Below are 13,651 nucleotides of genomic sequence, written 5' to 3' on the forward strand. Positions count from 1 at the left end.
TTGTTGTCAATAGGTTATCGGGTAGAGGCCCGTTTCATGCCGCCTTTTGCACCTCGGCAATCTTTTGAAATTCCTGCAACAGATCGGCGTGAAACTGTGCCAGGTGGCGGACGACCATGGCGTTGTCCAGCAAGCCCGTCACGTAAGTCAAGGCCAGCACCAGATCGAGATGATCAGCGCCATAGCTCTGCTCAATAACCTTGAATTCCCGGTCCAAGCGGGCAGTCTCATCGGTCATAATGTCGATCTGACCGTTGCTCAGGCCCCGCACCGGCGGCCGTTTTCCGTCAACCAGTTGGTCGCTGGGAGCCGCAATCACGATCGACTTCACATAGCCCAGCGAAAATCGGTTCATTGCAATCATCATTTCGGCGGCACGGATCTGATACATTGGCTTGAGTTTGCGAAGTTCCGCGAATGCATGGATCGCCACGTACCGGTTGCGCAACAGGTCGGCGACCTCGGGGCAAATGCCGACCAAAAGGTTGCGTTTCAAGCGTATGCTCGTGACATTTACATTCAACGCTCGAGCTAACCGTTCCTCGGAGAGCCCGCGCTCCACGGCATTGAGGATCATTCGGTGTTCCTGAATGGTGGCGATGCGACTGATGCGGCGATTGTAAGTGAACGCTTCAAACTCTGTCGCGATCAGACAGACCACCTCGCTCGCACCCTGCGCAATCAATATATCAAGTCGCAAGTGGCCATCAAGTAACCGAAATTTGCCCGCAATGTTCGGATCCCGCACCACCACAAGCGGTTCGATAATGCCCACTTCTCGGATGGAAGCCGCGATTTGCCCGTATTTGACATACTTTCGCACATCGGCGCCTACGTCACGCAAAGGTATGATATCTTTAATTGAAATGCGGAGGGTTGCATCCTCAAAGGCACGATTTACGGGTATTTTTGCTTTGCTGGTCATGCGTAACCGTCCAGCTGCGGCTGTAACCGCGCGGCCAGGTTTTGTGGAAGTGTTCCAAGATCCTCATCTTCCAACAAAACCATGAACCGCTCATCGCGTGACAGCCGCCTCAAGGCCTCAAGGATGAAGAGCAGGCGATCGCGCGTTCCATTCGCACGCATGATCATCGATCGCTTGCGATCCGCATCCTCTTGGTAGGCCTTAACCAGGGTTGCTGCAGAAACCTGCTCACGCTTTTGGCCAACAACGGTCGCAAGGCCTTTGCCCCGGTGGCGGCGACTGTCGACTACTTTCCTGGCAATCAGTAGCTTTCGGCCCTTGAGCAAGCCGCGCTCGTACGCACTTGCCAATGCAGCCTGAACCTCGTGCTCCTCGGACTCGGAAATTTCCACCGCGACACTGAGCGGAATCGAGCCGCTCTCGACAGAACGCAGTAATCGCTGCTCACCTTTTTCTATAAGCCGGGAAACACCGCGGACATACTCTTGTGTCAGCCCGGTCTTGCGAGCGATTTCGGCGATCGAAGCCCCACGCTCTCCCATACCGGCAATGTCCTGCAACAGATCTCTCGTGCTGTGCTGACGCCGCGCACAATTTTCTACCAGGCTCGCCACCAAGCAATCCTCAAGATCAGCAGTGACCACGAGTGCAGGCACTTCGGTCTGGCCTAGTGCGATAAAGGCCTCAAGACGCCCCTGCCCACATACGAGATCGTAAAATGGTCCACCGGCCTCCATGCGGCGGCTAACGGTGATTGGTTTTTTGAGACCAACGCGGGCAATGTTGTCGACGATTTCCTCAAAGTTGCGCTTATTCCGCGAGCGCGGATTGACGACAGTGATCCTGTCAACCGGGATCAACTCGACACGTTGGGCGAGTACCGCCGGCATCACGCAGCCGCCCGAAATCTGCGGCGCGCCGCCATCTGAAAGAACGGAGCAAGGGTCTCGAAACGGTATGCGTCGAGCGATAGGCCGTTGAACTCCGCCAGCCGCAAAGTCGCCTCGCGCATGTCGAGGCGAGGCAGCAGATAGTAATCCAAAGCCTGCTCATTTGCCGCATCCATGCGGATCGCAACCGTGAGGTCAGGCTTCAATTGGTTATCCAGCCGCAGCTTCCAGCGCCGAGTGCCGATCGAGGTTTGGAAGCAACGCAAAATTATGACTGATGCGGTGAACTCCCGGTTGATCGTCAGCAGGTCGGTCACCGGATCGCGCATGACAGTGCCGCCGGTTAGCTCAATTCCAGCCAAAATAGACTGAAAAATGCCGGGAAACATCGCCCGCAATTTTCGATTGGTTTCGAGGTAGCGATAGTCGTGGTCCGGTGAAAAGCCGACCAAGGTGTAGGCACGAAGCAGACTGCCAAAGCGGGAGCGGAAGGAGCTGCTCGACGGACAACCCTCAGCTTCATCGATGATCAGGCCGGACAAGAAGCCGTTGCGCTCGAGAATCCCAGACAACCGCTCGAGCATCTCATCGTTACTGAGCCGAGCGCTTCGCTGCCGAATGATCGCTTGAGCCGCGTCGAACTGCCGCGCCGACACGATCCCCGCGAACACCGCGTCGGCGCGGATCCATTCCGCTGGGGCGTTGCGGACATGGGCCCCCTTGAGTTTGCAGGACGTCCGGGCCCAAACGTTGTTGCCGATATATTTCTCGTTGATCAGCAACTGGTGGATCGTGCCGCGCGACCATGGCCGCCCGAGGTCGGTCACAATTCCCCGCCCATTCAACTCATCAGCGATTTCATGTTCGGTACGGCCAAATTCAAGGAACAGCCGATATACTTCGCGAACTATAGCGACTTCCGCATCGGGTCCGGGCACCAGCACAACCCGATCGGTGGCGATGCTTTTGTGTTCTCCGCGGGTGAGGAGACCCTTTGCGATACCGGCTTGGTCAACCAGCATCCTGCGGAGTCCATAGCCTGCGCCACCGCCCTGCCGGAACCCAAGCCTGATCAGGTTGGCCTGGCCGGCGAACACCTTGACCGACAGCTCACGGCTATATTCACCGGCCATGGCTCGCTTTACAGTCTTGATGATTGAGGAGCCGATGCTGCCGTCGTTTTCAAATTGCTCGGCGCAATAATGAACCTGCACCCCGGCGCGGCGGCAGCGCAGTTCGTAGGATGCCGCCTCGTCAGGATCCTGAAACCGCCCCCAGCGACTGACGTCATAAACAACCAGTACGCTGTAGTCGGCACGGCCAGCCTCAACATCCTCTAGCAAATTCTGCAGTGCTTGCCGGCCACCGATGTTGAGGCCGCTTTTCCCTTCGTCAGCGTATGTCCGGACTATCTCATAGCCGCGCAGCTCGGCATACCGATGGATGGCAGTGGACTGGTTGTCGGTCGAGTATTGCTGATGCTCAGTGGACATGCGGACATATTCGGCCGCCCTTATCCGGGGTGGCTCGCTGGGTTTGTCAGGGCCCTCGGTGTCCAACCATCTGATGACCATAAACGCCTCGCCTGGCGCGTCGCAGCCAGACCGCTGCCCACTCCGACACTTACAACAGGGGAGGGCGAAGCATGGTTCGGAAAAGCGGAAGTCAACTTCGAGATTCGCGATTCATCGTCGCAGAATCAGTCCTGTCCGAGCAGCTTGGCAAAGCCCTGCGGGACGAGCTTGGCACGAGCCGGTATGCGACCAAGGAGGTGATGCGGTGGACGTGTGTCAGCGACAAAACAGCCCGGGCATGGATCAACGGCCACGCCGCGCCCAGCGGAGCGCACCTGCTTGCACTAGCCGCGAATTCCCGGCCGGTGTTGATGATGATGCTCAGCATGACCGGGCACAGTGAGTTAGAGATAAGGGTCCAATTGCAGGAAATAGAGCGCGGACTCGTTGTGGCCCTTGCGCAAATCCGGGCTTTCTCCGCACCAGACCGCCAAGACCCATAAATCCCAAATGCTTCTGATATCTGCTGGTTTGTTCCCTGTTACCAAAAAGCAAATTCCCTGCTTCGCCCGCAGGGAATTTTCTCCGTCGTCCGGAGCCTGCTGGGCTCTCTGACGGCCGCCGGACTAGGAATTTGAGCAAAAATCTCAAAATTCCCTGTAAAACTCCCATGAGCAGGGAATTCCTTCCAGAGACCGGTTCGCGGGTGACTGCCTCCACAGCCAGCATCCCGCAAGTATCGCGTCCCTTCCGGACGGAAAACAACAGCGCGCGGCGCTTGTCAGCCGCGCAAGGCGAGCTAGCGTGTGGCGCGATGACCCACTTGCGCCTCAATCCCATCTACGCCGAAATGCCCGTCACCGTGTTCGAGCACATGTCGGGCCTCGCCCGCAGCCTGGGCGCGATCAATCTGGGACAGGGCTTTCCCGATACGCCGCCACCCGCGGCGCTGACCGCCGCCGCGATGCGGGCGATGGAAACGCGCTCGCAGCAATATCCGCCGAGCATGGGCCTGCCCGAACTGCGCGATGCCGTCGCCGCGTTTTATGGGCGGACGCAAGGCCTTGCCCTCGCCCGCGAGCAGGTCGTCGTCACCTCTGGCGCGACCGAGGCGATTGCCGCCGCAATTTTTGCCGTGGTCGGTGTGGGCGATGAGGTCCTGCTGTTCTCGCCTGCCTATGATGCCTATGCCCCGCTGGTTCGCCGGGCGGGCGGCGTGCCGGTGTTCGTGCCGCTCAGCCCGCCAGATTGGCGCTATGACGAAGCCGCGATCCGCGCCGCCGTCACGGCGCGCACCCGCGCGCTGATCCTCAACGATCCGCTCAACCCAACCGGCTCGGTCGCCAGCCCCGAGGAACTTGCCCTCCTCGCCCGCATCGCTTGCGAGCACGATCTCGTCGCGATCTGCGATGAAGTCTGGGAAGCCGTCCGCTTCGATGGCCGCGCGCACCAATCGCTGCTGGCCCAGCCCGGCATGGCCGAGCGCACGATCAAGATTGGCTCGGCGGGCAAGATCTTCGGCGCGACGGGGTGGAAAGTCGGCTGGATGATCGGCGATGCCGCGCTGGCGGCGGTGCTCGCAAAGGCGCACCAGTTCCTCACCTTCACCACGCCGCCGATGCTGCAATGGGCCGCCGCCGAGGGACTTGCCGACCCTGCTGTCACCGCGGCGCTCCACGCCGAATGGTCCGCCTCGCGCCGCGCCCTGATCGAAGGCCTTGCCCGCGCGGGCTTCGCCGTCCTCGAAAACAGCGCAACATGGTTCGCCTGCATCGATCTTGCTGCCAGCGGCCTCGCGCTCGATGACCGCACCTTCAGCGAACGCGCGGTGCGCGAGGCCGGTGTCGCCTCGATCCCGCTGTCCGCGCTGTGGGAGGGGGCAGGCGGCTCCACCACCATCGTGCGCCTGTGCCACTGCAAGCCGCCCGCGATGCTGGAGGATGCGGTCGCGCGGCTGAGCGCATGGCGCGCGGGGCTTTAAGCCCTCTGACCGTCAGGGGAGAGGGGACCCTAAACCAGCCCCGCCAACCACTGCGCAATCATCGCCCGCCCGGCCGCAACCGCCCCCGGCCCATGAGCCGCATGGACCGCGCGGAGCGCATCCGGGCATTGCCCCGCCGCCGTCAGGTAATCCATGTCCTGTGCGATCCAGTCCTCGAAGCGCTCGTCCTCGCCCATCTCGGCATGGAACTGCAGCGCCAGCACATTGCGCCCCTTGCGAAACGCCTGATGCGGATAGACCGGGCTCGATGCCAGCAGTTCGGTGCCTTCGGGCAAGGTGAAGGTATCGCCGTGCCAATGCAGCACCGGCACAGCGGAGAGATGGCGCAGCGGCCCCTCCGGATCGTGGACCGTCACCGGCGCAAAGCCGATTTCCTTGACCGGCCCGGCATAGACCTCCGCGCCGAGCGCCGCCGCGATCATCTGCGCGCCGAAGCATACCCCGAGCGTCGGCCGCTCCGCCGTGAGCCGCCGCGAGAGGAGCTTGAGCTGGCAGGAAATCCACGGATGCGCCTCGCGCTCATAGACGCCCATTGGCCCGCCCATCATCACCACCAGATCGGGTGAGACGAGATCCAGCGCATGGAAATCGTGATCGATCACGTCGACCCGGTCGATAACATAGCCCGCTGCCTCGATCGGTGCACGAAAGCCCGCAACGCCTTCGCGCGGCACATGGCGGATGATCAGCGCGGTCTTCATCGAGTCGGCTCCTGAGTCGGAAGCCAATTTCTACTAAAACGATAGACTATTACCAGCGAGTCGATCTTGCCCGCGTGAAAGTCTCGCTTGGGCACCCCGCTTCACAGACTGAGGTCTGCTCGGGCGGGCGAACGGTCTGCCCCTCCCGCTCAGCCAGACCAAAAAGGCCCGCCGCGCGAACGATCGCACGGCGGGCCAGCTTTCCTCCCCAGGAAAGTCTCGTGTGGGCAAGCGCAGGCCTCAGCGGCCCATGGCGCTCCCAAGCCGGTGATAGAGGTGCGAGAACTTCACCGATTCCGGCTGGTCCTCGATCACCTTGAGGTAGTGCAGCACAGCCTCGCGGATGAGCTTGAAGTCTTCGGTGGAAAGGACCGCACGGGCCCGAGTCGGTTCAGCCATTGTCCTTGCTCCTCTCAAGAATTGTTACTTGCCCCCTTCGCCCCTCCTGCATGTGGGAGGGGTCGGAGGTGGGCCTGCCGTCAGGCGGCGAACTGGTTCATCGTGTTGTGCGCGCCGCCGGCCTTGAGCGCCGCTTCGCCCGCAAAGTATTCCTTGTGGTCGTCGCCCAGGTCCGAACCTGCCATGTTCTGGTGCTTCACGCAGGCGATGCCCTGGCGGATTTCCGCGCGCTGGACGTTCTTGACGTAGCCCAGCATGCCCGCATCGCCAAAGTATTCCTTCGCCAGATTGTCGGTGCTGAGCGCCGCCGTGTGATAGGTCGGCAGCGTGATGAGGTGGTGGAAGATCCCCGCCTCACGCGCCGCATCGCGCTGGAAGGTGCGGATGCGCTCGTCGGCTTCGTCCGCCAGCGCGGTGCCATCGTAGTCCACACTCATCAGCTTCGCCCGGTCGTAAGCGCTGACGTCCTTGCCCGCTTCCACCCACGCATCGTAGACCTGCTGGCGGAAGTTCAGTGTCCAGTTGAAGCTCGGGCTGTTGTTGTAGACGAGCTTGGCGGTGGGGATCACTTCGCGGATGCGGCGAACCATGCCGCCGATCTGGCCGATGTGGGGCTTCTCGGTTTCGATCCACAGCAGGTCCGCGCCGTTCTGCAGGCTGTTGATGCCGTCGAGCACGCAGCGGTCCTCGCCGGTGCCGGGGCGGAACTGGAACAGGTTGGAAGGCAGGCGCTTGGGGCGCATCAGCTTGCCGTCGCGGCTGATCAACACATCGCCGTGGCCGAGCGTGGCGGCATCGACTTCCTCGCAATCGAGGTAGCTGTTGTACTGGTCGGCAATGTCGCCCGGTTCCTTCACGAAGGCGATCTGCTTGGTGAGGCCTGCGCCAAGGCTGTCGGTGCGCGCAACGATGATCCCGTCATCAACGCCCAGTTCGAGGAAGGCGTAGCGGACCGCGCGGATCTTCGCGACGAAGTCCTCGTGCGGCACGGTGACCTTGCCGTCCTGGTGGCCGCACTGCTTTTCGTCTGAAACCTGGTTCTCGATCTGGATGCAGCAGGCGCCCGCTTCGATGAACTTCTTGGCGAGGAGGTAGGTCGCCTCGGCATTGCCGAAGCCCGCATCGATATCGGCGATGATCGGCACGACGTGGGTCTGGTACTCGTCGATCTTGTGCAGCAGGCGGTGCGTGTTGACCGCGTCGCCCGCAGCCTTCGCCGCATCGAGTTCGCGGAACAGCATGCCCAGCTCACGCGCATCGGCCTGGCGCAGGAACGTGTAGAGTTCTTCGATCAGCGCCGGAACGCTGGTCTTCTCGTGCATCGACTGGTCGGGCAGCGGGCCGAACTCGCTGCGCAGCGCGGCAACCATCCAGCCCGAAAGGTAGAGGTAGCGGCCCTTGGTCGTGCCGAAGTGCTTCTTGATGGAGATCAGCTTCTGCTGACCGATGAACCCGTGCCAGCAGCCGAGCGACTGGGTGTAGTTCGCCGGATCGGCATCATAGGCAGCCATGTCGGCGCGCATGATCTTGGCGGTATACTTCGCGATGTCGAGCCCGGTCTGAAAGCGGTTCTGCAGACGCATGCGCGCCACCGAAGCGGCGTCGATCCCGTCCCACGGCTTGCCGCCCTGTGCGATTGCCTTGGCGGCTTCGTTGATGGTCTGGGAATACGTCATGGGTCTTGCTTCCTGTCTGGGGTAGGCTTGATGCACCCCGGCTAGACCCGCGACCCGCGCGGCGAAACCCGCAGCGCAGTCATGTTGTCAAACTTTACAGAATATGCTTGTAAAGTTGTATAGGCTTCACAGGACTACCCGAACCCATGGAATCGCGCCCGCTCTACCTCGGCCCCCGCTTGAAGCGCCTGCGCCGCGAACTCGGCCTCACCCAGGCCGTCATGGCCGATGATCTCGCGATTTCGCCCAGCTACATCGCGCTGCTCGAGCGCAACCAGCGCCCGCTCACCGCCGATCTCCTGCTGCGCCTTGCCAAGGCCTACAAGCTGGATGTCAGCGAACTGGCCGCCGATGAGCGCGACGACTACGCCCGCCGCCTTGCCGATGTGCTCAGGGATCCGATCTTCGCGGAGATCGATTTGCCCGCACTCGAAGTGGCCGACGTTGCAACCAGCTATCCCGGCGTGACCGAGGCCATGCTGCGCCTCCATACCGCCTACATGCGGGAGCAGCAGGCGCTGGCCTCCTATCGCGGCGGCGCGGGCGGGGATGCTGCCGATCCGCTGGCCGAAGCGCGCCGATTCGTCGCCCACCGCCGCAACTATTTCCCCGCGCTCGACAGCCGGGCGGAAGCCCTGTCCGAGGAAATCGAGAAGCTCGGCGGCCTGCAGGAAGGCGGTCTGGCCGAATATCTGCGCGGACAGGGTCTGCGCGTGCGCCTCATGCCCACAGACATCATGATGGATGCGCTGCGCCGCTATGATCGCCACGCCGAACAGCTGCTGATCGACGAGACGCTGAGCCCGCAGGCGCGCCGCTGGCAGATCGCGCTGCACATCGCCTACACCGCGCTGCGCGGTGAGATCGCCGCCCTCGTCCGCGGGGCGAGCTTTTCGAGCGAGACCGCGGCGCAGCTCGTCCGACGCGCGCTGGCCGCCTATGGCGCGGCCGCACTGATAATGCCCTACGACCGCTTCGCCCGCGCGGTGGAAGCGCGCGCCTATGATATCGAGGCACTTTCCGGCCAGTTTGGCGCAAGCTTCGAGCAAGTCGCTCACCGCCTCACCACCTTGAACCGCCCCGGGCAGGAGCGCGTGCCCTTCTTCTTCATCCGCGTCGATGCGGCGGGCAATGTCTCCAAACGGCTGGACGGTGCGGGTTTCCCCTTCGCCGCGCATGGCGGTGGCTGCCCGCTGTGGATCCTGCACGATTGCTTCCGCCGCCCGGGCGAAGTCCTCACCCAGTGGCTCGAACTCCCAGGCGGAGAGCGCTTCTTCAGCGTCGCGCGCAGCGTCACCTCCGGCGGCGGCGCCCATGGCCGCCCTGCCGTGCTGCGCGCCATCGCCCTTGGCTGCACCGCCGAACATGCGCCCAAACTGATCTATGCGCGCGGCGAGCAACCTGCTGCCACGCCCATCGGCGTCACCTGCCGCCTCTGCAACCGCGCCACTTGCACCGCCCGCGCCGAACCGCCGCTGGGCCGCGAGATTCTGCCGGACGACTACCGCAAGACGCCGGAACCCTTCACGTTCGCGGAGAGTTGAGGAATACCCGTCCGACCCACCTGCAGGATCAGGACGGTCCTCCCCATTTTCCCCTGAGCCTGTCGAAAGGGCAAATGGGGAGGTGGCAGCGCGAAGCGCTGACGGAGGGGTCATTGGCGCCCCGCCCACATTTCCAGCACGGCCCATTGCACAAAACCCGTTTGACCCTGCCCGCGCCCACCCCGAATGTCGCACCACAGGGAAAACCGGGGGCCGACGCATGATCACACGCCGCACACTTATGGCGGGCCTCACCGCCGCCGCGATGGTTCCCCGCTGGGCCTCAAATTCCGCCCACGCCGCCGCCCCCGCCGAGGGCATCGATCCCGCGCTCGTGCAGTTCATCGAGGGCCTGCCCAAGAGCGAATACCACGTCCATCTCGAAGGCACGCTCGAGGCGGAGATGAAGTTCGCGCTCGCCAAGCGGAATGGCCTGAACCTCCCCTTCGCCGACGTCGCCGCGATGAAGGCCAGCTACAACTACCACGACCTCCCGAGCTTCCTCGCAATCTACTACGACGGCATGAAGGTGCTGCTGAAGGAACAGGATTTCTACGATCTCGCCTATGCCTACCTGACGAAGGCCGCGTCACAGAACGTGATCTACACCGAGATGTTCTTCGATCCGCAGGAGCACCTCAAGCGCGGCGTGCCGATGGAATCGATCATCATGGGCATCACCCGCGCCCGCCGTGAGGCCGGGGCCAAGCTCGGCATCCGTTCCCAGCTCATCCTCTGCTTCGTGCGCGATCTCCCCACCGATACCGCCATGGCCGCGCTCGATGCCGCGCTTCCGTTCAAGCAGCACCTCGTCGGCGTCGGGCTCGATTCCGATGAAGCCGGCCACCCGCCCGAAACGTTCGCCGCCCACTTTGCCAAGGCCCGCGCCAATGGCCTCCACGTCACCGCGCACTGTGATGTCGATCAGGTCGATACCCTGAAGAACATCCGTACCGCGCTGGTCGATCTCAAGGTCGACCGCATCGACCACGGCGGCAATATCGTCCAGTCGCCCGAACTCGTCGCCAACGCCAGGCAGCAAGGCACCTATTTCACCGTCTGCCCCACCTTTTCCGGCACCCTGCGCCGCGGACTTGCCCAGCCGGTCGATGTCGTGCGCTCGATGCTGGACGCCGGTCTCAAAGTCACTATCTCATCGGATGACCCCGCCTATATGGCCAGCGAGTACATCAACGACGTCCTCCTGCGCGCCGTAACCCGCAGCAAGCTCACCCGCGCGGAACTCGGCCAGATCGCCCGCAACGGCTTCGAAGCCGCGTGGCTTCCCGAGGCAGACAAGGCTGCGCTGGTCGCACGGCTGGATGCCTATCTGGCCAGCGCCGCCTAGCTGGCTCCCTTCCTGAAACCGCTCATGCTGAGCCTGTCGAAGCATCTCGCGCAACAGTTGCGCCAGCACCCTTCGACAAGCTCAGGGTGAGCGGGTTTGGGGGGCTCATCTTGAAGTTGAGCCCACCTCCCTGTCCAGCCGCCGCGCCACCGGCATGGCCGCGACAATCGCCAGCGCGCAGATCACCCCGCCCACCGGCCCGATCAGCGTGTAGGCGCCAAAGCCCTGCGCCATCGCGCCCGCCGCCAGCGAGCCGAGGCTTTGTGAAAGCAGCCATGTCCCCGTCGTCATCACCGCCAGCCGCTCACCCGCCGGCTGGGCATAGGCAAGCCGCAGCAACAGCGGATACGTCAGGAACCAGCTCACCATGAACGCGATAAAGGCTGCCGCAAACGCCGCCTCGCTCGCCACCGTGGTGAGCAGGCCGCACATCAGCGCGCAGGACCCCAGCGCCGCCGCCAGCGGCCAGGCGCGCGGCAGGCGGCCGATCACCAGCGCCAGCCCCGCATTGCCAACCGCGCTCGCGAGCACCGCCGCGCTCTGATAAAGCCCGAACTGCGTCGCCGGGATGCCGATGGCATGCGCGGTGCGCTCGATGAAGGGCCAGATCGCCAGCGATCCGAACGCGAACAGCGCCATCGCTGCCAGCACCCGCAGGCCCTCTGCGCCGATGGGCGCAGTTCCTGCCGAAGCGCTCCCGGCACTGCCCTTGCCCCCGGGCAGCAGCAGCGCGCACAGGCCGAATAGCAACGACATCGCAGCAAGGCCAAGGAACATGCCCTGCTCGCCATAGTCCCGCCCGATCAGCGGCACCACAATCGCGATCCCGCTATAGAGCAAGGTCTGCACCGCAATGCCGAGCGATATCCACCGCGCCGGGTTCCCCGTGCGCCCTGCCGCCAGATTGAGCGCGCTGTTCATCAGCCCGAAGCCCAGACCGGTCCCGATCCTTCCCGCAAGCAGCAGCGGATAGGCACCCGTCAGCGAGGAGCCGGCCTGCGCCGCGATCACCACCACGCTCGCGATCATCGCCAGCACCCGCGCATCGAGCCCGCGGGCACGGGGTGCGACGAGGAACATCGCCGCGGCATAGCTCAGCGTCTCGGCCATGTTCCACGCGCCCATCGCGACAGGCGTGAATCCGAAACGGTCCATCAGCCCGCCGACGAGGTAAGTCGTGAAATTGTTGCCGATATGCGCCGCCGCCGTTGCCGCGCCGATACCGATCAGGGTGGGGACAAACGAGGCGGTGCCCCGTGCCGGGCCGGCAGCGCTGCCATGCGAGTGATCCATCGCTCGCAGAGGTGGCATGCCCCGCAGCAGGTGGCAATGAGGGCGCATCGGGTTTTGCGCTTGTTGCCGCCAGCCTTACGCCATACGCTGCACAATTATGACATTCGCCTGCTCAGACCTTGCCCACGGCCGGCGCCCCGCGTCGATCCGCTATGGCAAAGTGCAGGACTGGCGCCCGCCACCACTCGGTTGATCCACCACGCTGCGATCACCAAAGTGACATGACGGGACATATTCGATGAAACTTTCAAGCCTTGAGGCGCGCCCTGACGCCCTCTGCGCAACCTGGGCGGACGGCACGTCTGCCACCTACCCCACGCTCTGGCTGCGCGATAATTGCCCCAGTGCCTTCCACCCGCACACCGAAGAGCGCGTGCTCGATCTCCTCACGCTCGATCCGGAGCCGGTGCTGCTCAACGCCGAACATGCCGGCGAGACCGTGATCCTTCACTACGCCGATGGCCACACCAGCCGCATGCCCACGGCCGCGCTGGCAGACCACCGCCCCGGTCGCCCTCCTGCCGACCCCGCCGCAATCCCGCCTCGCCTCTGGCGCGCCGATCTCACCCCCGCAGGTGTCCCCCGCTTTTCGGCGAGGCGCATCCTCGATGAGGAAACCGTGCTCAAGGAATGGCTGGAGCAGACTGCCGCGATCGGCCTCTCGCTGGTCAACCGGCTGGAGCCTCGCATCGATGCCGGCGTCGATGTCGCGTGCCGCATCGGCTTCCTGCGCGAAACCAATTTCGGCATGACCTTCGAGGTCATCAGCCGGCCCCTGCCCAACAACCTCGCCTACACTGCAGTCACTTTGCCGCTGCACACCGATCTTCCGAACCAGGAAGTGCCGCCCGGCTTCCAGTTCCTCCACTGCCTCGCCAACGAAGCCGAAGGCGGCCGCTCGCTTTTCGCCGATGGCTATGCGCTGGCCGAAGACCTGCGCGTCAAAGACGCCGAAGCTTTCCGCTTGCTCAGCGAAGTCGCCATCCCCTTCCGCTTCCATGATCGCGACGCCGATATCCGCACCCATGCGCCGGTGATCACGCTCGACCGCGCGGGCGCCGTCAGCGAAATCCGCTGGAATGCCCACATCGCCGCCACGTTCGATATGCCAGCAGACGTGATGCCTGCATACTACCGGGCTTATCGCACCTTCATGGCGATGACGCGCGATCCGGCCTACCAACTCACCTTCAAGCTCAAGGCGGGCGAGATGATCGTGTTCGACAACCGCCGCGTGCTCCACGGGCGCGAGGCGTTCGACCCGACCACCGGCTTCCGCCACCTCCACGGCTGCTACGTCGATCGCGGCGAGTTCAACTCGCGGCTGCGGCTCTTGGCCAAGGTCTAGCCGGGGGGCTA

At 63.5% G+C, this 13,651-nt stretch carries 11 protein-coding genes; 4 read left to right on the top strand and 7 right to left on the bottom strand.

Features of this window, described 5'->3' with window-relative positions; translation table 11 throughout:
* Positions 1-34: 34 nt before the first annotated feature.
* Genes ACO056_RS17835 through ACO056_RS17845 form a run of 3 tightly spaced genes read right to left on the bottom strand, consistent with a single transcriptional unit; the run spans position 35 to position 3,389 of the window.
* Positions 35-925: a plasmid partitioning protein RepB C-terminal domain-containing protein gene (locus ACO056_RS17835; RefSeq protein ID WP_421849397.1), complete on the bottom strand. Its 891-nt coding sequence runs from the start codon at positions 923-925 to the stop codon at positions 35-37.
* The gene (locus tag ACO056_RS17840) at positions 922-1,815 is read right to left on the bottom strand and encodes a plasmid partitioning protein RepB C-terminal domain-containing protein (RefSeq protein ID WP_421849400.1); all 894 of its coding nucleotides are present in this window, start codon (positions 1,813-1,815) and stop codon (positions 922-924) included. The genes ACO056_RS17835 and ACO056_RS17840 overlap by 4 nt, the downstream gene beginning before the upstream one ends.
* Positions 1,815-3,389: a recombinase family protein gene (locus tag ACO056_RS17845; RefSeq protein ID WP_421849403.1), complete on the bottom strand. Its 1,575-nt coding sequence runs from the start codon at positions 3,387-3,389 to the stop codon at positions 1,815-1,817. The genes ACO056_RS17840 and ACO056_RS17845 overlap by 1 nt, the downstream gene beginning before the upstream one ends.
* Before the next feature lie 754 nt (positions 3,390-4,143).
* Between ACO056_RS17845 and ACO056_RS17850 the strand changes: the two genes are divergently transcribed.
* Entirely contained in the window at positions 4,144-5,310 is a 1,167-nt protein-coding gene (locus ACO056_RS17850) for an aminotransferase (RefSeq protein WP_421849406.1), read from the top strand.
* Positions 5,311-5,339: 29 nt separating this feature from the next.
* Here the strand turns inward: ACO056_RS17850 and ACO056_RS17855 are convergent, their stop codons facing one another.
* The 3 genes from ACO056_RS17855 to ACO056_RS17865 all read right to left on the bottom strand — a co-directional run bounded on the left by ACO056_RS17855 (position 5,340) and on the right by ACO056_RS17865 (position 8,107).
* Positions 5,340-6,032: a glutamine amidotransferase gene (locus ACO056_RS17855; protein ID WP_421849409.1), complete on the bottom strand. Its 693-nt coding sequence runs from the start codon at positions 6,030-6,032 to the stop codon at positions 5,340-5,342.
* Positions 6,033-6,272: 240 nt separating this feature from the next.
* Entirely contained in the window at positions 6,273-6,431 is a 159-nt protein-coding gene (locus ACO056_RS17860) for a hypothetical protein (protein WP_169793754.1), read from the bottom strand.
* A gap of 80 nt (positions 6,432-6,511) precedes the next feature.
* A complete protein-coding gene (locus tag ACO056_RS17865) occupies positions 6,512-8,107 on the bottom strand; it encodes an isocitrate lyase (RefSeq protein WP_421849412.1) in 1,596 nt (531 codons plus the stop codon).
* 146 nt (positions 8,108-8,253) lie between these two features.
* On the opposite strand from ACO056_RS17865, the gene ACO056_RS17870 reads away from it, so the two are divergent.
* Together ACO056_RS17870 and add are read left to right on the top strand one after the other, a co-directional pair.
* A complete protein-coding gene (locus tag ACO056_RS17870) occupies positions 8,254-9,651 on the top strand; it encodes a helix-turn-helix domain-containing protein (RefSeq protein WP_421849415.1) in 1,398 nt (465 codons plus the stop codon).
* Positions 9,652-9,871: 220 nt separating this feature from the next.
* Positions 9,872-10,999, top strand: coding sequence for an adenosine deaminase (gene add / locus ACO056_RS17875; protein ID WP_421849418.1), 1,128 nt, complete (start codon positions 9,872-9,874; stop codon positions 10,997-10,999).
* 105 nt (positions 11,000-11,104) lie between these two features.
* On the opposite strand, the gene ACO056_RS17880 is transcribed toward add, so the two are convergent.
* Positions 11,105-12,292, bottom strand: a complete 1,188-nt coding sequence (locus tag ACO056_RS17880; RefSeq protein ID WP_421849421.1) for an MFS transporter — start codon at positions 12,290-12,292, stop codon at positions 11,105-11,107.
* A 238-nt stretch (positions 12,293-12,530) separates the two neighbouring features.
* On the opposite strand from ACO056_RS17880, the gene ACO056_RS17885 reads away from it, so the two are divergent.
* Positions 12,531-13,640 (top strand): TauD/TfdA family dioxygenase, encoded by a 1,110-nt coding sequence (locus tag ACO056_RS17885; protein ID WP_421849423.1) that lies wholly within the window; start codon positions 12,531-12,533, stop codon positions 13,638-13,640.
* Positions 13,641-13,651: the final 11 nt, after the last annotated feature.

The sequence above is a fragment of the Novosphingobium sp. genome (assembly GCF_965228995.1).
GTDB lineage: Bacteria > Pseudomonadota > Alphaproteobacteria > Sphingomonadales > Sphingomonadaceae > Novosphingobium.